Source organism: Bacillus sp. CCNWLW194 (assembly GCF_037120585.1).
In the GTDB taxonomy this organism is placed as follows: domain Bacteria; phylum Bacillota; class Bacilli; order Bacillales; family Bacillaceae_G; genus Bacillus_A; species Bacillus_A basilensis.
In genome coordinates, this window is record NZ_JBBBBL010000025.1 from 12,395 (window position 1) to 32,807 (window position 20,413).

Sequence of the window (20,413 nt, forward strand, 5' to 3'; positions counted from 1 at the left end):
GAAAAACAAATGCCCCAAAATGAGAATATTGACATCTTCAGTTGAAGATTTTCTCGTTTTGGAGCACTATAAATTTTTTAAGTTAATAGGCATAGGGATAAGAGGTCATAACTTTATTTCACTTACATCTTTAAAAAAGTGAATTATTCCATAATATTAATGTATATGCTATTTTTATTATTGGTTTCTCCCATTGTTATTTCACGTTGGTTTTTAACAAATTTAAATTTGTTACTTGGATTTTTAACCAATCTATCAATTTCTGCATCTAGATTTAAATCAGGATATATCATGGTAACCCATCTCTTCGTCAATTCAATGGAAACTTTATGATGTTCGAAGAAAATAGTAAAGTTAGGACCCTTATCATTTTTTTCTTCTAAACTTAATGCTCTGCCCCCCATTTTAGCTGAATCTAAATCAATCGACGGACCTGCCTCTGAATACTTAATATCTAAATTATATTTTGCATTCATCTCATTAATAAGAGATTGCGCTTCTTCAGATATAGATTTAACATATACTGGAACGAAGTCAACCCAAGGTTTAATAAACGTAAAGTCATCAGTCACCATGGATTTCGGTATCCCAAGCGGCATTACTTCCGGATTTCCTGGCTTCTCTAATTTGCGAATTGCATTATACAGAAACTGTGCATACTGATCACGAGTTACAACTTTTTTTGGCTCAAATAAATTGTCCCCTGTACCTACTGCAATTTTATTCTCTTGTAGAGCACTAATCCCCTCAGTAGCCCAATAATTTTTTTCAACATCATTAAATGTAGTAATAGATTTTGCTTTTAAATTAAATGTATTCTGTAAAATTGCTGCCAATTGTTCACGAGTTAGAACATCATCTGGTCCAAACATATTATCTCCATATCCATTCATAAGACCCGAACTTACAACTGCATGTATTTCTTTTTCAAACATAGTACCTTTTACATCTCTAAATTGAGCCTCGTAGGGGATAGCTAGATTTAATGGCTGTAGATACACATATAGCAGTCGCGCCGCTTGCCCACGTGTGATATTATCTCCTAATCCGAACATTCCATTTCCGTAACCAGCTACAATGTTTTTCTCTTTTAGATGCATGATTGCATCATAAGACCAGTGATCTGTAGGAACATCTTTAAATGTTGTGTCTGCTTGTACATTCGATAATGATGTAAATATCGTAGTAGCAAGTGTAGCTCCTACTAAAAGCGTTTTTGTTAATTTCATACTGTATCTCCCTGTCTCTATAAATTATTGCTATAAATAATTCTAATTACCTTATATACCATATTTTTATTAATTTTTATATATATTAATTTTACAATTAATATTCTATTTTACCCTTAAATCAATCTATTATTAAACCTTTTTATAAACAATAAGAATTTATTTCAGACTATCCCTAAAACTATATATCATTATGGTATGTGAAATATTAAACATCGTAATAATCTCAATGAACAAGACCATCGACATGTCAAACATCATTTTGTGAAATCAGCTGGATTTCAAACTCTTCGTCAGGCTTCACGTACCATCAAAGTAATGGAAACGATTCAGGCTATATATAAACAGAGGCGAAATCTTCAAACAGATTTCGCCTTTTCAGTGTACAATGCGTTACAACAATTAATGGCCACTGCATAAGGATTTTTCCTTATTCATCCACCCGTTTATGCTTTTTCAAACTTTGCAACAGAATCTGCTCTCCTTTAGATAACTACTACCGTTAAAGTTGCGGTGGCCACTAAAAATAACACCTACAAATATTGTAGGTGTTATTTTTAATCATTTAGGCTTGTAAAATATTCCGTATTTCTTCTATACGGGGTCCCGCCACATATGACGTCAGGCACAATACTCCCTCATGTTGAAGGCATTTATTTTAAAAGTAAGGTTGAGCCATTAACTTTTCATGCAGATTATGACTTTAACCAAAAAGTAATTCAAATGGCTGCCGAATCTGGTATGGGGCAAGAAGAATTTTTATTACAAGCTGTAAAATCATATATTGAAAAGTTTTGAAGCTTATTTACATCAACTTCCAACCAGTACATTATTTTATTTACATCCTACATGATTTATCTAATCCATATAGTTTATCTTATAAGTAAAAAACGTAGAAATTATAAATTCCTACGTTTTTTACTATATAAGTTGCTGCTAATTGCTTAGCTATATTTTTAAAAAAATATCAAATTTTAAATTTGGTATTCATACAATCTTAATCTTGTTCCTTCAATTCAGACTGTACTTCTAAATTTATTGGACTTTGTATCTTTTTTTCATCTGGAATCGGTTTCCACCAATTCCCTGTTAAAAACAACATGGTTAAAAGATTATAACTATCACTGAAATAACTCTCTTTCTTATTCTTCATCCAATCCCAACCACTATTTACCCATTCTTGATTTTTGCTGTTAGTGGTACCAGCGGCAATAAATGGCGAAACGTATACGGCTGTTGGATAATCACCGATATTTGTTCCATCTAGTTTATAGCCGTCTACAATTTTAGATGGATTACCTTTTGTTTTATCTTTTATCCATGTAGTAACTTTATCAGAAATCACCTTACCTCTCTTTTCTCCATACATTGCATAGTCCATAACAATTCGGAGTGGTACACGACTCGCATTATAGTAATATGAATCAGTATATTTTGATTCATCTAAAAAACCTTTCGGTGCAGGCTGTGGTGGATTTTTCACAACAAAATCAGAAATCAATCCTGTCTTTGGTGAATATTTATTTGTGAAATTTGTATAAGTATTGTAGAGATTATCAATAACATTAAGCCAAGTTTTATCTCCTGTAAATTCGTAGAATGCCCTTAAATGAGACATCATCCAGTCAGATGGTCTAGTATCAAATGTACTTTTGTCTCCCCAATCCCCTAAATTCAAACCATTATTTTTGGTCACATTACTAGCCTTAATACCTTTTGTAATCATATTTTGAGCTTCTTTTAAATAATTGATTTTCCCACTTGATCCCCATTGCTTATGAGCCAGAAGAAGTGAGTAAGCAATGTCTAAATCCCCATCTGTTGCAGAATCAAAATGCCCTTGTGCTTTCTTGTCATCTGCTACAACCCACCCCATTAAATTTGGATTTATGGAACTTTTAAAAGCTCTTGCTGTTTTAAATAAGCCATCATAAATAGTCTGAGCATTTGAATCATGTCCTGCCATTAAAACTGTGATAATCATCCCATATCCTTGTCCTTCTGAAGTTCCTAATGGTCTAAATCCATCTGGATTTCCCGTAATCTCACCCTTAACATAATACCCACCAGGAAGTGAAGATAAATCATTCTTTAGATACTTCTTCTTCCAATCGCTATAATAGTTTTTAACTGCATTATTCAAACTTTCCTGTGAAACATGATTCGGTTTTAAAATTCCTGAGTAATTTACTTGTTGAGGAAAAGGTTTCATCTCCTTAGCGACAGCGGATACTTGAGAAGAGTTTGTTATAATAGAAGAATTGATTTTGTGTCCATTATTTATTAATGTATCATTGTCTATAGCTGCTGCTGAAATACAATTAGTATAGCTTGCAAACCCAATCCCACATGCACATATAACGGTGAATATCGTTCTTTTTTCTACCATTTTTTCATCTCCCTTAAAATAAATTTTAAAATTCGGATAAAATTTCATATTTCTATAATAATTACTTTCATAACAAACGTACCCTTTTTTTGAAGGATTTGGAATACATTTAGATATTTTTCAAACTTAGTCTGACTTGGTATATTTTTTATACTTTTCTAATATAAGAGTACTCATCTAAGCAATTTCTATAACTTATGGTAGTTAATACTTGAAATAGTTAACATTAATATTATTATGTAGTGAAGGTAACTCTAAATAATTTTTAATAATTAATAGATAACTAATTTTATTTACATCAAAAACTATATTATAATAAGAATATTCCCTTATAAATCTTAGATAAAAGGAATAGAAAGTTGCAAAATACCATATTTGAAAAACCTTGTTCAAAATTCGTCTAAATTTACATTTTCAACTATTTTTATAGGAGAATTCTAATCAAAAGATATTATTTATATCTTTTTGGGGATACCCCATTTTCAGCTTGTTTTAATTACTTTCTTACTAGATATCTACTCATTTGCATATGTATTGGTGGAAAAATTCTATTTGTTCGTTGTTGAGTATTGTTGCTTCGTCTTTTCTTAAGTCAAGGTGGAATACATGACCGCTCGCTTTGTCATTATGACCATATTCCTTGTAAATATAATGAAGTCCTGCGGATTCTAATTTACTAAGGAAAGCAGGTTGAATCCCAACCAATCCATCATTAACACTGCAAGTCACAAAGGACGGAGGAAAAGATGGTGTAATGTTTGACTGAAAATCCATTTCCTTTTCATATTTATAAATTTCTTTTCCAAGATAGTCCTTCATCAAAGCATTTAAAAGATTCCTATACCATTTTTTCGTTTCTTTGTTTTTTATTCTATCGATTGGATCATACATTCCGTGGTTTAATCCCATTGCTTTTATTTTAATATCAGGCATTTTGAAGTCAAACAGTTTTGCATACTTTAAATTAGTTAAAATTGCTGCATACTGACTTGCAATCTGTGCCCCCGCTGAATCACCTACAATAAACAAATTATTTAAGTCCATATGAAACTTTGTTGAATTATTCTTCACCCAATGAAAAACCGAATTTACATCTTCCAGAGCCGCTGGAAATTTATATTTTGGTGCAAGGCAGTAGTTGAAGTTTACTACCGTAAACCCATACTGGGCTAAATTCATGCAGTAAAATTGATAAGCTTCCTTGTTCCCGTACACCCAGCCACCACCATGAATCGATATAATTACTGGCAAAGGTTTTTCCGTATCTTTTGGATAATACACATCAAGCAAATGGTCTTCACTTTTATCCCCGTAGTAATCAAGGTTGTCAAACCTTGCGATATTTTCTGGGGTAGTTAACCCTTTATCTCTTTTAGCATCCCCCTTTTCAAATAACACATTTAATAAAACTGATGTTAATGACATTTCTTCACACCTCTTTTTTGTAAAATGAGAATTACTTAATAGATTATTTTGTTTTGGGATTATATTTCGATAGAAGAAATAATTTATTCTTGTTCTATTAATTCGTTCATTTAATGGAATAAGGAATGATTATTTGTTCCCTTCCGATAACTTTCTATATAATGAAGCTCTAGATACATTTGTAATTTCACAAATTTGATGTACAGTCATATTTCCTTCTTTGTATAACTTTACTACATAATTCATTGCTGTGTGATTTTTATGATATTTCTTTAACCGATCTTTAAATTCCCCTCATTTACTTAACTTTACTAACTATCTATTCAAAAATAATGCTTATTTCCCTGCATAAAAGGCAAATTAAATGTATAGAGGTAACTCTCCCAATGCCCATTAAGCAAAAATTCTATAGTATCCCAGAACGAAATTTTGTACTAACATGTAACAAAAAAGCTCATTTTTTCGTTTTGGGGTAATTCTGAATTCTTAAGTTGATGGGCATGGGATAACACCACATCGCTATCAAGCTAAAAAATGGGTCACCTCTAAAATGAAAAAATATATTAAATTCTCACAGATAGCTCTCTTATATTAATTACATAACCTATTTTACGATATTATCGTTTTACTGCTTGTATTTATCTTTTGAAGAAAATTTATCCATAAAAAATGCACCTCCAATTGTTAATTATGTGTCTAACAATTGGGGTGCACTTCATATTTATAAAAGTTACAATAGTCTTTTTTATTACTCTTATTTCTCCTTGCCTTGTTTCTCAATAATAAATTTCGAAACTAACTCTGATAATGCTTCTACTTTTTCTTTTATTTTGTTAGATTGATTCGAGATTTCTTCAATTGAGGCTGCCTGTGATTCGATTGACTGTACTGTTTGAGTTGTTTCTTTAGCTACTTGCGCTGCGGTTTCAGAAACACTCGACATAGAGGCATTTACTTCTTCTGTGCCGGCAGACATTTCTTCTGTCGCTGCAGATACTTCTTGAATTTGACTAGTGATTTTATTAATAGCTACCATAATAGATGAGAATGCTTGATCCGCTTTATTAGCTGTTTCTTTTCCTTCCGACGCTTTTTGTTGACCTTTTTGCATTGCATCAACTGTATCTTTTGTGTCTTGTTGAATGGCTAGTATTAAATGATTGATTTCATCTGCAGATGCTTTAGACTGTTCAGCTAAATTCCCTACTTCCGCTGCTACCACTGCGAATCCTTTTCCATTTTCTCCAGCACGTGCAGCTTCAATTGAAGCATTTAAGGCAAGGAGGTTTGTTTGTTCAGCAATATTAGTAATCGCATCTAGAGCTTTATCAATTTGCTGTGTACGCATAACAAGTCTCTCTATTACTTTGGATGTTTCTTCAACAACCTGATGAATACTATTCATTTGAAGTATAGATTGTTTGATTACTTCACTACCAGAATTGACTTGTTCTGTTGTTGTGACCGCCACTTCTGTAACCGTTGCTGAAGACTCAGCTACAGTTTGAACGCCAGTCGCAATTTCTTCCATTGATGAAGAGCTTTCTTGAATACTAGTAACTTGTCCTTCTATTTTTTTATCAACCTCGGATATAGTTTGAACTACCTCTCTTGATATATGAGATGCTCGTTTAGTATCTTGTAACATTCCATTGGTAGAAGAAATGACCTCTTGAGTTGTGATTTTTACTTCTCCAATTAATTGTTGTAAGTTATCCAGCATACTATTAAAAGACCTTACAATACTTCCTAATTCATTATCCGATTTATAAGAAGTACGTATCGTTAAATCACCTGCAGATACCTTTTCCATATCTCTTTCTAATAATACAATCGGTTGTCTAATTGTACTTTTAATGATATATCCAATAAAAATAACGATTGCGATTGCTATAATAGAGATACTGACAAACAGCATTATAGTATTTGTTGCACTGGCTGTATTATTTTTTTGTAATTGATCTGCATTATTATTATTAACCTGAATGAGCTCACGAATAGCCTGCACTGCCTTTTTCATATTAGGGTCAACTTCTTTCAGATAATAAGCATATGCTTCTTCATTATTAGATTGTCCCAAATCTTGTACTTTCCTCAGTTGTGTTCTTAATTCATTAAATACTTCATGAAATGTTGTATACAATTCTTTTTCTTTATTAGAACTAACTCTAGACTCAAACTTCTTTATTAACTGATCAGTTTCTGTACGAGCTACATCTATTTCTGCCAAAAGCTCCTTTATTCTTTTCTGATCTTTTGATAGAATAGTTTCCTTTACATTCATATTGATTAGATAAAAATTAGACTCTATAGCTCCTATCCACTGAATTGGTAATAAACTATCTTCATACATCGTATTAGATGCATGCTCCCCCTTTTTCAGACCCAAAAATCCTAGTATAGATAATATTATACAAGCCACACTTGCTATAATTACTAATACATTTAATGTTGTACCAATTTTACTGTTTTTAAAAAACGACAATTAACTTCACTCCATTGTTATATTATGATTAAATAATTTTATTTGCATAAATAAAAGACATTTAATTGTTTATATCTATTAAAAAACCGTATAAAGTTTTCTAAAATAAGAAAGTTCATATTTAAATCTAAATTTAAATATAGTCCGGTAAAAAGAGCGTGTTTTCATCTATTTATCTAAACACGCTCCTGCTAATATTTAAATCCTATAGTAATTGCTTATTCCATTCTGATTTCCTTTTTACTAATACATATCTTTTTATATACGATTATCATGCCAAAAGTTTATTGGAAAATGGTCATTCTGATTATAAGCTTCAAATTCATAACCTTTTTCTTTTAATCCTTTTATAATTGCTGGAACTGCCGCGACAGATTGGGGATGAATATCATGCATTAAAACAATTTCTTTTGAAGATGTCGCACCTGCCAATACATTTTGCACAATTTTTGCAGCTGCTACATCAACGGCTAATTTATTGTATTTCCAATCTAAAGAATCAATTGTCCAATCCCATACTTTTAAATCATTTCCGACCACTTGATTTCGAAGTGATTCATTTAAGCCAGGCATTGATCCATATGGTGGCCGTGTTAATTTCGGTGAGTTTCCAATAACATTTTTAATTAAAGATTGATCCTCTTTCATTTCCTTAACATATTCCTTATTGGTGTATAACCTTTTAAAATCATGTGTTATGCTATGCATGCCAACATAATGACTCTCTACATGTTCTCGTTTCACTAAATCTGGGAACCTTTTCACATTGTCACCAATTAAAAAGAATGTTGCTTTCACATTATTTCTTTTTAATATATCTAATAGGTTAGCTGTATATTTTCCTGGTCCATCATCAAAAGTTAAATATACAACTTTTCTTTCTTTACCATCAAAACGACTAGGTATTGATTTTCTAAATTCATTTTTAGGAAGACTGCTCACTTGTTGAACACTGTTTTCCTCTTCTGCATTTACTAGCTTAGGATTCGTTATAGATTGAAACATGTAATAACCTATTGCTACTAATGTAATAGCTAACAATACACATAAAATTCTTTTTTTCTTTAGCTTAATTTTCATACCATAATTCTTCTTTCTATCCTATTATTCCACTATATGTTATTTAACCAAACTCATTTTGCCTTTGCTAGTAGTTTTAATAATCTGGATAAGCCCTATTAATTTCCTGCACTACTGCTCATACCATTTCCAATAATAGTTAGAACTAATGGATATAACACTGGCCCTAAGGTAAGGAAAATGTTTAAAAGTATAATAAACTTATATGAAAAACTATTTTTTTTATTATTAAGATTTAAAAATATCAATATAACTAATGTTATTATAGTAATTAAATGTAAGAATAAGATTATCAACCAATAGTACATCATTATAGTAACATTCCACTTTCCTAATAGTTGGTATGTTATCCCTACAACTATTCCTAATACTGCAGTATTAAAGGAAATAAACAAAGTTCTGTATAGTATTTTAGGAAATATTTTATAATACACAATTTTATTTGATAGATCTATTAAAATGGCCAAAGATAGATATGCCAGTAATACTCCCACCCAATTTAATATCCAATCTTGATTTCCCATTAAATTAAACAAAAGTGCAATGACCCCTCCTAATGCAAAAATCAAAGAGATCATAATATTATTTAATGCTGATTTCATGATGTTCTCACTTCCTTAATAATTGTTATGATAAAGCATTGATGTTTACTCTTGAGTTGTCCTTTTCTTATTAAAAGCCCTTTTTATTAATTGAGAACCTGTTTGATACTATTCTTCCATTACTTCTCTTGAACTCATGCTTTCTCCTATTCCCCATACAATATGTGTACCTTATGTGTACCTTGATTCAAATTTTGTTTTAAAGCATTTTTTGTATATAGTCTTTTCTCTCTTTATCTATTAATTCTTTTAATAACTTATATAAGTAATTATTACTAGCTGTATATGCACCGCTTAAAAATGGTTCTAATGTTTTATCTACAAACCCAGATGCTCTTCTGACTGCCGGTATTTTTTTATTATCAATCCCAATATCTTGTACGGAAATGCCCTCATGTAATCTGGTCATCATACCTAAAAACATACAAGAAGAATAAATACCAATCATTTCTCGTCTTATTTATTATTCTCACAACTATGCAGGTGCTTGGAAATTTAACCATACTTTATTATAATTAAGTATATATTAACAACATGTTTAGTATAAGTAAATAAAATTAATTATAATTTAATATTTTTTTACTTTTTTAAAGGGGATTACACATATGAACAATATTAATGTTGGTCAAAAAATTATGGCATTTAGAAAAAATGCCGGATTAACTAGTAAACGGTTAGCTGAATTAGCTGATATAACACCTTCCATGTTAAGTCAGATTGAGAAAGGAATCACGAATCCATCATTACAAACACTAAAATTAATTTCTGTAGCATTAAATATTCCTTTATTTAATTTTTTCTTAGAAGATACCAATACAGAAGAATTAGTTGTAAGAGCTAATCAAAGAAAAAAAATAACTTTCCCTGAAAGTGGAAATGTTTCGTATGAGTTATTATCTCCCAATTTAGATGGATCACTAGAATTGGCTTTAATGAATCTGTTACCTCAAACCGCTTCATCTATAGAACCTGTGGCACATAAAGGTGAAGAAATAGCATTTATTATGGAAGGACAAGTAAAACTATATCTAAATGATGAGGTTTTACTTCTCAATACAGGTGATAGTGTTAAAATCCCACCATATGCAAAGCATAAATGGGAAAACACTTCTTTAAACAAAGTCAATGTTATATTCGGAGTAACCCCACCATCTTTTTAATTCCATATACTATCGGATAAAAGTTAGAGAAAATAATTCTCTAACTTTTTGTATACATAACTATATTTTAAGAAAATAAAAAACTTGTCTCATAATTATATGAGATTAAAAGCTAAACAATTAAGAATAGTAAAGTAGAGCTTTTTGATTACATGCTTAATTTACTTTTTAATGTCCAGTATTTTTCCCCATTAGCGTCAAAAGAGAATTCGACCCATCCATTTGGATCTTCACGATAAATAAAGATGTTTGTTCCAGGAGTTAATGTACCAACATTATTTTGCGTTACATCTACATCTGATCTACTTTTAATTTTCAAATCAAATGGATAAGGTACATAGTAATAAGTAGCTGATGATACTATATTTACGCTCGAACCATCTGCATACATTTTATACGGTATTTCATTAGATAATGCTTCAACATCTAATGTTTCAGGGCTCTTTGGTAATTTTTTTGCATATGTATAGTCTTCCGCACGGAATGGTTTCATACGTTCCATAATACCCGCAATTTTTTTTGCCCAGCCTTTATCTGATGCATATTTCACGTTCATACCAGCTAATGTTGGTCCGTTATAATGCATACCACTTTCTTCTAAATATCTTTCTCGCACATAATTAGCGTTATAAGCAATACTGTCGCTGTACGTTGGTAAGTATTTAGCATATTTAAACGGATCTCCATCATATGCACGTAATCCGAATAGGTTATGCTTTTGGTATGCAATTTCTGATTTTCCGTATCCAGATTCTAAAATCGCATGCGCCGCTAAATAATGAGCATTCACGCCATATTGATTTTGCGCATTGATAAAATCTTGCCCATGTCCAACCAAAGGACTATCTGAATGATATTTTGCAATAAAACTATCAATCTCTTGAGCTGTAATTTTAGAAGTCACCGTTAAATTCAAATCTTCATATGAGGTAGCAGTAATAATCTCTTTTTCCTTTAAAACATTCTTTGGAGTTAGTTGCATCATATCTGTTTTTGCAGTAAGTTGAGCACCTTCAGCGCGTGTTATGAATCTATTTGGTTGCCAACCGTTATCAGTACCAACGGAAATTTTTAAATCAATTAAAATATTGGCGAACCTTTCACCCCAATGGCCTGTTAAATCCTCAAATTTACTTTGGCCATTATCATTTGCTGTACTTTGAAGTTTATATGCATTTACTAGCATTGCCGCCATAGCAGCGCGCGTTACTTTTCCAGATGGATTGAAGATACCATTACCTTCGCCTTTAATAATGCCAGCTTTTTCAGCTGCGGCGATATAAGGTGTTCCCCAGTGGTTTTGTGAATCTATAAAGGATGGTTTTGCATCGTAGTCTATTTGTATATCTAAAACTTTTGTCATAATTGTTGCGACGGAAGCTCTGTCTAGTGAATCATTTGAGCCAAAGTTTCCGTCTGGATAACCACTTAATACTTGTTTATCCACTAAATAATTAACGGATTGCTCTGCCCACTTTGGAACATCAGGAAATTTGTGAGTATCTGCTAAAATATTAGAAGAATAAGATAATATTGCTCCTGCGAGGATACTTGTCGCGATGAATTTGTGCTTCATAAAAAAATATACACCTCTACCATACTATTGTATTTATCAAATTGAGATTTTCTATTTTTATATTTACATGCCTGTAATCATAATCAGATTGTATTAACATGTATTCAATTTGATGTAATGATTATAGTTACTTATATGTACAAGTGTCAATAGATGTCTTTTACAAAAACGTATGATATTTATATGAATTTGAATTTCCATAGTGTCATAATTGACTTATGTATAAGGTAGATTTAATAGTTAAATTTCCTTTAAAAGAGCAAACGATAATTAATTTATATTTAATTATAATTAATATCGTGTTAACGTATATTTAATAATATAATATTTAGCCTTTGTTAATTAAAAATAAAATTCTTATAATCATTATATACTTATATTAAGATTTATAGTATGATCGATTTGTCTGTTATTTGTTTTAATTCATTTGATTAGGCAATTCCTTTATAAAGAGGATTGCCTATTTTTTTACAAACCAATTACATGTTTCTCCAGTTAAATTTAAGTGATTGAATTCTAAATCAAATATGATATGATATGCTATACTAAATATTCAATATATAATGTTAATCATTCGAATGGCATAAACTAAAAAAGACGAGATGTTTTTATCATGATGTCCCACAACTGCTACTGTCAATGTGGCTATTATTATATATACATTATCTTTTTTATACTCACGCTTGAGCTTTGGTCTTATCAAGACCTAAATTTTTATGTAAAATGGTATTCCAATTTTGGGGTACGGAAACGATTCGAGGTATGAGGGGCCACTATGAAAGAAAACCTAATTGTTACAATAAAAACCGTGGAAATATTTAATTTCTACGGTTTTTATTTTTACCTAAGATCCTTTTAATTATTTTACAACAATATAGAACTTACCTGGCATTTCATTTTGTGCATCTTGAAATATTTTTAAAATTAAATCCGCATAAGGTCCTAACATTTTTTGAGTACTCTCGAAAAATTCCCATTCTATTGTTATAGGAAGACCTATAAATCCAGTTAAACAGTCCCACAAAGCATCTGCATTTTCCCCATAAAAACTAGGGAAATCTAATTGTTTTTTTAATATTTGGTGCAATACTTCTTTACTAGTAAATGTTCTTCCATCTAATTTTACTATATCCATAAACTTAATCCCTCTATTCCCTATTTTACTTCGGTAAACGTTTTATAATGATCAGAAGTTTTATACACTAATCCATCATTAGAATAAAGAATTCTATCATTACCTCGATACCCTGATGAATAATTAATATCCGCTTCATACCAAGTCCTATTTGGAGCACTTGGTAATAGCCTTTCATTATTATAGTAAACATTTCTACCAATACTTTTTCCTGGAGCTACTTCGTGGAGATTTCCTTTCTTTCTATCCCATCCTAAAGCTTCAGCTTGTTGCTTTGTGATGAAATTATCCGGTAATTTCTAATTTTGTTTTATATACTGAGCGACTTCATCAAAACCCGTAGGATATTTCTTGAATTTTGTATTTTTGGCTGCCGCTTCTAAAGCCTTACCTTTCTTCTCAAGGTCTCCAACCTTCCCTACAACTTTACCGATAACACGTGTTGTACCACCAGATACGACAGCCAATGTACCCCATACATAATCTTCTGGATCATATTTTTGACCGGTTACTAAGTCTTCCCCTTTGATGAGTTGTCCAATTTCTTTTCCTGTACCAATTATGGGCGTCATACCCAATACGAATGATACATCTCCATCATTCTTACGATCATATACTCTAGATGGATCGCCACCTAAATCACGTAGTGCATTACTCAAGTCAATATTTCCAACATTGATGGCAGCAGCAGGTATATCAATCTTATGACTTGCTATTTTATTAGCGGAGTCCATAAATGTATTTGCAAGGTCTAATCCCATGTTGAAATCTGTGAAAAATCCCGGAATTTTCGCATCCAATGCTTGTAAATCTTTTGCAATGATTGGAGCGTTTTTTCTTGTTACTTGTACAAGTTCCTCCATTCCAGGCTTCGCTTCATCTACAGAATGTTTTAAGCGAATCGAACTATTTACAACTGGTCCTAAGTCTTTAACGATACCTGAAAGCCCTTCAGCTAACTTACGATGGTTTTCCTCGATTTCAACTGTTGCTTTAGCAAGAACATCTAAAAAGTCTGCAGTTTTCCCAGCAACTACATCTAATGCTTGATAATATCCAACATAGGTTTGATAAAGCGATGTATAGTATTGCAGGATAGATACATATACATCAGCACTAAATCCCATCCACTCTTTTCCATACGCTAAAGCATCCTCTCTCGTATTTCCAAGCAGTTTAAATAGCTCTTTTCTTTGAGTGACTGTTAAATTTTTAATGTCACCTTTCATTGCATTCACTAATTCTTGCAACTTATCATGTGTTTCCTTTATTACTTGCATTTTATGTTGCACATCTTTTTTCTCAACATCTAAATCGTTAGAAATTTTTCCCCAGAGTTAAACATCCAAAATTTACCAAGACCTAAATTATAAAAATCCCTAAAAATAAAGGAGAGCATATATTATACATGACTAATATATGCTCTCCTTTTATTCCATTAAAACGCCCTTTAATGGAATAATGAAATCGTTTCTATTTAGAGATATGATGCTACCTATTCATTATTGTATTTGGTTGTAGGAAAAATTTAATAAAAGCTCCATTATATTATCAATCCACTCACTTTTGTTTTTAGACAAAATATTCTCTCCTATATATTAAGTACATTATTTCCAAATTTATAAACTTTAATATCTCCATCATCTGATATTTTTATAGCTATAGCATTATTAGAAGCTATTTTACAAGCATTTGTTCCAGTTCCAAAAACATCTCCTATATTCTTTTCATGCTTCTAAACCTCGTATAATTACCGTTGATAAAAATCCAACTTATCCAATTGTTATCAAAAAATTAAAGAAAGAAAAACAGATGCCCGTAGGCACCCAAATCCGAAGGATCAAATATTTGAATAATATTATAGAGCAAGATTATCATTTTATTAAAAAACGTGTACCTTTTGGGACGCGGTGTAGAGAAATTACTAAAAGATTATTTGATTAATATAGATGTATCTCTGCAATGAATATTCTTGAACTGTTATAAAATGAAAAATGAATTATAAATGATTCAATAAATTTCGTAAGATTATTTACAAATGCGTCATCGCATGTTATTATTTTAAATAAATACATGCGATGACGCATTTGGGAAGTGGTTAGATGGATCTAGATAAAGTAATTGGAGTTGAAGAGGCAGCGGTTCTATGGGGATTATCACCTGGATATATAAAAAACCTTTGTGCAAAGAGTGAAGTAGTATCGAAAAAGATTGGAAAAACGTGGGTTATAGATGCTACACAAAACCATCCAGCTTTATGCTTATACATCAAGAATATTCAAGGGGCTCCATTTGTAAAGGAAGTATGTATAAGCGGAAAATCTAAAAATGTCGCTATTCAGTACGTTGATTCTTTTGATGAATATGTCACATTAAATAAAAATCCAGGTAATGATGCTAAAACATATGAAGAATACTTCGGAACAGGTGACAGGATTAATAAAATACTTACTCAAGAAAGCGCTCGTCTATTACGTCAATTTTCATTTTTGGAAAATGTCTTAATTAATATTCCATTTAAGGGGATAGTTTATGAAATCGAATTGAACCGAGATAAACTGAACAGCTATTTGGGATACAAAATAGAAGATTTAAGTATACAAGATAGAACGTGGCATCAAGATTTTCTAGAAAAACATGCATATCCCAAAGAAGGTAGAGCTAAATTAATAAATGAATTTGTGAAAATTAAATAATTTTTAAGTTATTTAATTGTTACAAGGTATACCTAGAGGGTTTTTCAGTCAATGGAAAGATATAATGAATGATTCGAACCCTCAAACTAATAAGGTTAATGAAAAAGAGTTCAAAAAAATGTTTAAGACGATACAATAACAAATTTCCTCAATTAAGATATTAAGTTTCTTTTAAAGATCTACTGTAGGTTCTTTACAATGGAAAACAAAAAGAACTTGTAGGAATTTCTACAAGTCCTTTTTTAGATAATGTAAAAAGTTGAAACAAACTATCTCATAATTTGAATCGGAGCAAACACTATAACCACGGGTTGATTTTATTATATACCAAATCTTAACGTATGCACTTTTAATGTTTGAAAATTTTGTGAATTTATCATAGGAGAATAAATAACGATCTTACCCCCTGAAAATCCTAATTTATTATTTCGAACAAAACGTTTTAAATCAATATTTATATCGTAATAATTTATAAAAATATAAGTATAGGTAAATAGAGAAGAATGGTGCATTCTTACAGAAAAATATATAATGGCATACAGGATCAATTAATTATAAGAAAATGAATTTCATATTATAACTAACTATAATTATTGAATATATGTAAATGGGGATTTCTTATCTTTTTTATTTATGAGATGAAGAAATTAGGTATAGGAAAATTAAACAAACATTTGTTTAAAATATTTTAGTTATGAATCAATATGTGAGGTATGATGAGTTCAGTGTTCAATTGTCCGCTTAGTTAATTTCTCATTTATTATATAAGTTTTATATAACAAAGAAAAAAAGCATCCGCTATGGAGGATGTACAGCGGTAGCTAGCTATTTTGTTTAAATCAAAAGAAGTATCTCCTCAAGAAGGAGATACTTCTTTTTTATAGCTTTTATAAAGCCACCTATTACAGGTTTTCAACAAAATTCAAATAATCTTGAGCGCTTTTTTCCAATTCGCTTATACCAGGCTCATTTTCTTCTTCTTCGTTTCCACCCGGCTTATTTTCTTTACCATAAAACGCAAAGTACGAACGATAATCTGCATTGCAATACAGGAATGTCGTTTTAAATGGAACTAATATTTGTTCAAGTGTATACTGATATCTTCCATTTTCACTATAATCTTCTTTTTTGATTCCTGCAGTTACACCTAAAGCAACTTTACGATTCTTTAATTTATCCCCTCCATTTGAACCATAAGCCCATCCATAAGTTAAAACATCGTCAAGCCATTTTTTAAGGAGAGGCGGACAATTAAACCAATGTATAGGGAACTGCAAAATCAGATTACCATGTGATTCAACCATTTTTTGTTCTTTTTGCACATCTATGTTTCCATCAGGGTAAACCTTAGACAATTCGTGAACAGTATACTTTTCCGGATATTTTTTCAGTTCTTCTATCCATCGCTTATTAATGACGGAAGTTTCTATGCTGGGATGTGTTACAATGACAAGAGTTTTCAAAGAGTTGTCCTCCTTAAGTATTATTTATATCTTGATAATAAAGTGAACACTATAAATATGTAAGTATGCACTTTTAGTACAGGTACTTACATAAATGTGAGTATTAAATCAATTATAAAAATATTTATTCTATATGGGGGGACCAGAGAACCTATTACCCGCAAAGTAGAATAATTACATTCATGGGGACACCGTACGATGTACGAAAAGATGGAATACTAAGTCATTTTTTCATTATTCAAGAATAGGGCGCGATTGTTGAGCAAACACAGGTAGAAAAATGATTGAGCTTTTTTATAAAAAATTATTCACTAGCAACAAATAACCCAAGCACTTTGATCAAACTTTTTTCAAAATGTTTGGGTTTCTTCTGTTGAAAAATCAATTTTTGCAGCATGCTTTTGATTGAAAATTATTACAAACCAACAGCATTCACGGCAAGGTTATGATTCCTTTAGGGGCAACTTTATGGCTAAAGTCACATACAGATTTATCTTAACTTGATGGACATATGTGGTGACACCTATTAAATTAACGCCTCCGTTAGTTTAAGAAGGCTATTTACTGGCAATTAAGTTTAAACACCAATTATTACATCGCATAAAGCTACCAGGAGGGTATTCGAATTCGGATTCGGAGATTAATTTGAATCCAAGCTTCCGACAAATTGCATTTGAAGCTGGATTGTCAACTGAAGGAAACGCATGAATGTACCTATACTTATTCTCAGCGGATGCTTCATCTATTGCCAACTTTACTGCAGTTGTCGCTATTCCTTTCCCCTGAAATGCGGGAAGAACACTCCAGCCAGTTTCGTACACACTTTCATTATTCCAAGTAGTTTGCCAATAGCCAACAGAACCCACTGATTCTTGCTCTGGTAACAATAAAATGCTAAACATACATCCTCTACTATCTAGTTTAAGGTACCGTTTGTGTCGCTTCAAAATCTGTTCTTCATTTTCTGGACCTCCAAGATGCTGCATCATCACTGAGGTGTTAATACGAAAAAGTAAATCAAGGTCCTTATCTTCCCAAGGTTTAATTTGAATAACATGATTGCTACGTTCTGAAATTTTATTCATCCCCTTACATTTTTCTTTATTTATTCTTTCTTTACTGTAAGCAAAACTCCTTTATTTGTTCAACTAACCTGCACCGTTAGACAATAAGTAAAACTGAAAAGTAGTAAAGGGTTTTTATTCTCAAAATTTATCATAGATCATACTACGTAATTTCAATAATTCATCTTTTAAGGGTCATCCATCGCTATCAGGTTAAAATTTTATAACGCCCCCAGAACTAAATTTTGTGTTAACTTATAATAAAAAAGCTGATTTTTCTTTTTGAAGTTAATCTGTTCTATTAAGTTGATGGAGATGTGGGGTTCTAACACATCGCTATCAAGCTATGAAAAACCAAATACCCCAAAACGAGGCGTATCGCAGTATTTTTGAAAAACCTCACGCTAAGCAAAAAAAAACGTCCATCAGGACGGCTTTATTTTTACATAATCAGTGTTATCGAAGGTTATTCTAATATGATAGAATCCCCAACATTCACTTTTCCTGGTTTTATAACTGATGCATAGACTCCAAAATGATTATTTCTTTTTTGTACAACAGTTTTTAAGAGAGTTTTTTCAAATGTTAATGTGTTAGGATCAATAGTAATAATCATGCAGCGTTCACAGTGTCTTACTATTTCTAATTCTGCTTCTCCTATACGTATACATTTTCCAAACCATGTATCTTCTACGAAAGGAATATTTTCATATAATGAGAATATCAAGTTTGGACGAAATCTCCTATGGTCCACATCTTGTCCCCACATTGCACTTATTTCTTGTAATGACGTATTAGTCACAATTAATACATGTTCTTCTTCAATTGCACCTAGAGGTACTTGCTGGGGTGAGTATTGTATGCCTTTAATTCTACGATCTGATTTTTGTTCCAATTCTGTAAGTAACTCTTGATCGCCCCACTTATATATTTTCCCTTCAGGAGAAACGATTTTGATTGATGGATATGTATCCAAAGTTTCTTCTCCTATAAAACTCGCCGTATAACCAATCATTTCAGGAAGTTGTGTTGCGGTTAAATACTTTCCTGGTCTTGTTTCATCTAAAAAAGCATGGCTTCTATCTCCATATAAGCCATAGGATGCAATGAAAGTTTGTTGAACATTTTCTCCGCGAAATGACTTTATTGGATGTCTTACAATTTCTTTTAGTTCTCCAATTATCATATCCTTACTCCTATTTTATCTAATCTTATCCCTTCATTATATAATCAATTGGAATTAGTTACCTTATGAATATAGTATTCATGTGAAGTTTACATAACCTATCAATTATCGGTAGCAAATAAAAAGGAGGAACCCTAATCTCACAAGGGAACCTCCTTTTTTTGTTCTATCAATCTATGCAATTTTTTATACATTCCTATTTTAGTGCGGTTTTAGGTTTTTTATTTGTTACTGGATTAGCCGAAAAACTGTATAAAATTTTGCATACTCTTAGCGTGGTTTTTTTCCGAAATGCTGGCGATTCCCCATCCCCATCAAGCTAATAGTTTTAATTACCCCCATAACGAAAATTTTATGCATCGTTAACTATTGATAATGATAGGTTATGTTAATAAAAATTGTATGGGTGATATATCATAAGTATTTGTATTTCGAGTTATAAATTGTTATGATAAACTGGTTAATTTAGGGAAATAAAGGAGGGGAAATATGGATTTAATCAAAGAAGTGACTTTATTAAGATATCAATTTAGACTTATGCAAAGTATGATTCAGTCAGATGAATTCCCATTTTATAGATTTGTTATAGATCATGAATTTGAAGAAGAACAAGTAAATGCCTTAAGAAAAATTTTAATTGCATTTCATGATCGATTAACTAGAGAAGAAGTTTCGATTTTTGCCCAAAACGATCATTTATTTTCTAAATTTAAACTTCCTTTAGATATGCTATACAGCCCAGAAAAGCCTAATTTAGATGAGTTTAAACTATATATCACTAAGATTTTTTATCAAGAATTTGAATTGAAATACTTATTATTAAGTTTAAAAAAACAATGTATTTTTGTGAATGTCTGTGATTATCTTTTAGAGCAATTAAAAATAATTAATAACGTTTGATTATATAGATATATAAAGGTGAT

General features: G+C 31.2%; 15 protein-coding genes and 5 pseudogenes. 6 read left to right on the forward strand and 14 right to left on the reverse strand.

Features of this window, described 5'->3' with window-relative positions; all coding sequences use genetic code 11:
* Positions 1 to 143: 143 nt before the first annotated feature.
* Complete coding sequence (locus V7S50_RS31275) at positions 144 to 1,229, reverse strand: S-layer homology domain-containing protein (protein WP_336376795.1); 1,086 nt, start codon at positions 1,227 to 1,229, stop codon at positions 144 to 146.
* A 207-nt stretch (positions 1,230 to 1,436) separates the two neighbouring features.
* Between V7S50_RS31275 and V7S50_RS31280 the strand changes: the two are divergent.
* Positions 1,437 to 1,649, forward strand: a pseudogene (locus V7S50_RS31280) (DDE-type integrase/transposase/recombinase); the annotation flags it as partial.
* A 192-nt stretch (positions 1,650 to 1,841) separates the two neighbouring features.
* A pseudogene (locus V7S50_RS31285) lies at positions 1,842 to 2,027 on the forward strand (helix-turn-helix domain-containing protein); the annotation flags it as partial.
* Between the two features lie 199 nt (positions 2,028 to 2,226).
* On the opposite strand, the gene V7S50_RS31290 reads toward V7S50_RS31285, so the two are convergent.
* The 7 genes and pseudogenes from V7S50_RS31290 to V7S50_RS31320 form a co-directional block, all read right to left on the reverse strand.
* Positions 2,227 to 3,618 carry a glycosyl hydrolase family 8 gene (locus V7S50_RS31290; RefSeq protein WP_336376796.1) on the reverse strand — a complete coding sequence of 464 codons (1,392 nt, stop codon included), beginning with the start codon at positions 3,616 to 3,618 and terminating at the stop codon, positions 2,227 to 2,229.
* Between the two features lie 519 nt (positions 3,619 to 4,137).
* On the reverse strand, positions 4,138 to 5,043 hold the full coding sequence (locus tag V7S50_RS31295) for an alpha/beta hydrolase (RefSeq protein WP_336376797.1): 906 nt from the start codon (positions 5,041 to 5,043) through the stop codon (positions 4,138 to 4,140).
* 129 nt (positions 5,044 to 5,172) lie between these two features.
* A pseudogene (locus V7S50_RS31300) lies at positions 5,173 to 5,337 on the reverse strand (helix-turn-helix domain-containing protein); the annotation flags it as partial.
* Between the two features lie 460 nt (positions 5,338 to 5,797).
* The gene (locus V7S50_RS31305) at positions 5,798 to 7,528 is read right to left on the reverse strand and encodes a methyl-accepting chemotaxis protein (RefSeq protein ID WP_336376798.1); all 1,731 of its coding nucleotides are present in this window, start codon (positions 7,526 to 7,528) and stop codon (positions 5,798 to 5,800) included.
* A 258-nt stretch (positions 7,529 to 7,786) separates the two neighbouring features.
* Complete coding sequence (locus V7S50_RS31310; RefSeq protein ID WP_336376799.1) at positions 7,787 to 8,608, reverse strand: peptidoglycan-N-acetylglucosamine deacetylase; 822 nt, start codon at positions 8,606 to 8,608, stop codon at positions 7,787 to 7,789.
* 98 nt (positions 8,609 to 8,706) lie between these two features.
* Positions 8,707 to 9,210, reverse strand: a complete 504-nt coding sequence (locus V7S50_RS31315; RefSeq protein WP_336376800.1) for a DUF3902 family protein — start codon at positions 9,208 to 9,210, stop codon at positions 8,707 to 8,709.
* 199 nt (positions 9,211 to 9,409) lie between these two features.
* On the reverse strand, positions 9,410 to 9,622 hold the full coding sequence (locus V7S50_RS31320) for a serine ammonia-lyase (protein ID WP_336376801.1): 213 nt from the start codon (positions 9,620 to 9,622) through the stop codon (positions 9,410 to 9,412).
* A gap of 193 nt (positions 9,623 to 9,815) precedes the next feature.
* On the opposite strand from V7S50_RS31320, the gene V7S50_RS31325 reads away from it, so the two are divergent.
* A complete protein-coding gene (locus V7S50_RS31325; RefSeq protein ID WP_336376802.1) occupies positions 9,816 to 10,370 on the forward strand; it encodes a helix-turn-helix domain-containing protein in 555 nt (184 codons plus the stop codon).
* 148 nt (positions 10,371 to 10,518) lie between these two features.
* Here V7S50_RS31325 and V7S50_RS31330 read toward each other — a convergent pair whose 3' ends face one another.
* The 3 genes and pseudogenes from V7S50_RS31330 to V7S50_RS31340 form a co-directional block, all read right to left on the reverse strand.
* Positions 10,519 to 11,946, reverse strand: coding sequence for an S-layer homology domain-containing protein (locus V7S50_RS31330; RefSeq protein ID WP_336376803.1), 1,428 nt, complete (start codon positions 11,944 to 11,946; stop codon positions 10,519 to 10,521).
* A gap of 859 nt (positions 11,947 to 12,805) precedes the next feature.
* Positions 12,806 to 13,081 carry a barstar family protein gene (locus V7S50_RS31335; RefSeq protein WP_088349136.1) on the reverse strand — a complete coding sequence of 92 codons (276 nt, stop codon included), beginning with the start codon at positions 13,079 to 13,081 and terminating at the stop codon, positions 12,806 to 12,808.
* Between the two features lie 20 nt (positions 13,082 to 13,101).
* Positions 13,102 to 14,382 (reverse strand): annotated as a pseudogene (locus V7S50_RS31340) (ribonuclease domain-containing protein); the annotation flags it as partial.
* Positions 14,383 to 14,782: 400 nt separating this feature from the next.
* On the opposite strand from V7S50_RS31340, the pseudogene V7S50_RS31345 reads away from it, so the two are divergent.
* Together V7S50_RS31345 and V7S50_RS31350 are read left to right on the forward strand one after the other, a co-directional pair.
* Positions 14,783 to 15,025, forward strand: a pseudogene (locus tag V7S50_RS31345) (DDE-type integrase/transposase/recombinase); the annotation flags it as partial.
* A 158-nt stretch (positions 15,026 to 15,183) separates the two neighbouring features.
* Positions 15,184 to 15,777, forward strand: coding sequence for a hypothetical protein (locus V7S50_RS31350; protein ID WP_088021385.1), 594 nt, complete (start codon positions 15,184 to 15,186; stop codon positions 15,775 to 15,777).
* A 902-nt stretch (positions 15,778 to 16,679) separates the two neighbouring features.
* On the opposite strand, the gene V7S50_RS31355 is transcribed toward V7S50_RS31350, so the two are convergent.
* The 3 genes from V7S50_RS31355 to V7S50_RS31365 all read right to left on the reverse strand — a co-directional run bounded on the left by V7S50_RS31355 (position 16,680) and on the right by V7S50_RS31365 (position 19,490).
* Positions 16,680 to 17,240, reverse strand: coding sequence for an NAD(P)H-dependent oxidoreductase (locus V7S50_RS31355; RefSeq protein ID WP_336376804.1), 561 nt, complete (start codon positions 17,238 to 17,240; stop codon positions 16,680 to 16,682).
* 557 nt (positions 17,241 to 17,797) lie between these two features.
* Entirely contained in the window at positions 17,798 to 18,325 is a 528-nt protein-coding gene (locus V7S50_RS31360; protein ID WP_270673593.1) for a GNAT family N-acetyltransferase, read from the reverse strand.
* Between the two features lie 445 nt (positions 18,326 to 18,770).
* Entirely contained in the window at positions 18,771 to 19,490 is a 720-nt protein-coding gene (locus V7S50_RS31365; RefSeq protein WP_336376805.1) for an MOSC domain-containing protein, read from the reverse strand.
* A gap of 489 nt (positions 19,491 to 19,979) precedes the next feature.
* On the opposite strand from V7S50_RS31365, the gene V7S50_RS31370 reads away from it, so the two are divergent.
* Positions 19,980 to 20,390, forward strand: a complete 411-nt coding sequence (locus tag V7S50_RS31370) for a DUF1878 family protein (protein ID WP_086423311.1) — start codon at positions 19,980 to 19,982, stop codon at positions 20,388 to 20,390.
* The last annotated feature ends 23 nt before the right edge of the window (positions 20,391 to 20,413 follow it).

Bases quoted from the DNA above. Each gene is read 5' to 3' on its own strand.
- V7S50_RS31275 (WP_336376795.1), bottom strand. From the start codon at position 1,229: ATGAAATTAACAAAAACGCTTTTAGTAGGAGCTACACTTGCTACTACG.
- V7S50_RS31290 (WP_336376796.1), bottom strand. From the start codon at position 3,618: ATGGTAGAAAAAAGAACGATATTCACCGTTATATGTGCATGTGGGATT.
- V7S50_RS31295 (WP_336376797.1), bottom strand. From the start codon at position 5,043: ATGTCATTAACATCAGTTTTATTAAATGTGTTATTTGAAAAGGGGGAT.
- V7S50_RS31310 (WP_336376799.1), bottom strand. From the start codon at position 8,608: ATGAAAATTAAGCTAAAGAAAAAAAGAATTTTATGTGTATTGTTAGCT.
- V7S50_RS31315 (WP_336376800.1), bottom strand. From the start codon at position 9,210: ATGAAATCAGCATTAAATAATATTATGATCTCTTTGATTTTTGCATTA.
- V7S50_RS31320 (WP_336376801.1), bottom strand. From the start codon at position 9,622: ATGATGACCAGATTACATGAGGGCATTTCCGTACAAGATATTGGGATT.
- V7S50_RS31325 (WP_336376802.1), top strand. From the start codon at position 9,816: ATGAACAATATTAATGTTGGTCAAAAAATTATGGCATTTAGAAAAAAT.
- V7S50_RS31330 (WP_336376803.1), bottom strand. From the start codon at position 11,946: ATGAAGCACAAATTCATCGCGACAAGTATCCTCGCAGGAGCAATATTA.
- V7S50_RS31335 (WP_088349136.1), bottom strand. From the start codon at position 13,081: ATGGATATAGTAAAATTAGATGGAAGAACATTTACTAGTAAAGAAGTA.
- V7S50_RS31350 (WP_088021385.1), top strand. From the start codon at position 15,184: ATGGATCTAGATAAAGTAATTGGAGTTGAAGAGGCAGCGGTTCTATGG.
- V7S50_RS31360 (WP_270673593.1), bottom strand. From the start codon at position 18,325: ATGAATAAAATTTCAGAACGTAGCAATCATGTTATTCAAATTAAACCT.
- V7S50_RS31365 (WP_336376805.1), bottom strand. From the start codon at position 19,490: ATGATAATTGGAGAACTAAAAGAAATTGTAAGACATCCAATAAAGTCA.
- V7S50_RS31370 (WP_086423311.1), top strand. From the start codon at position 19,980: ATGGATTTAATCAAAGAAGTGACTTTATTAAGATATCAATTTAGACTT.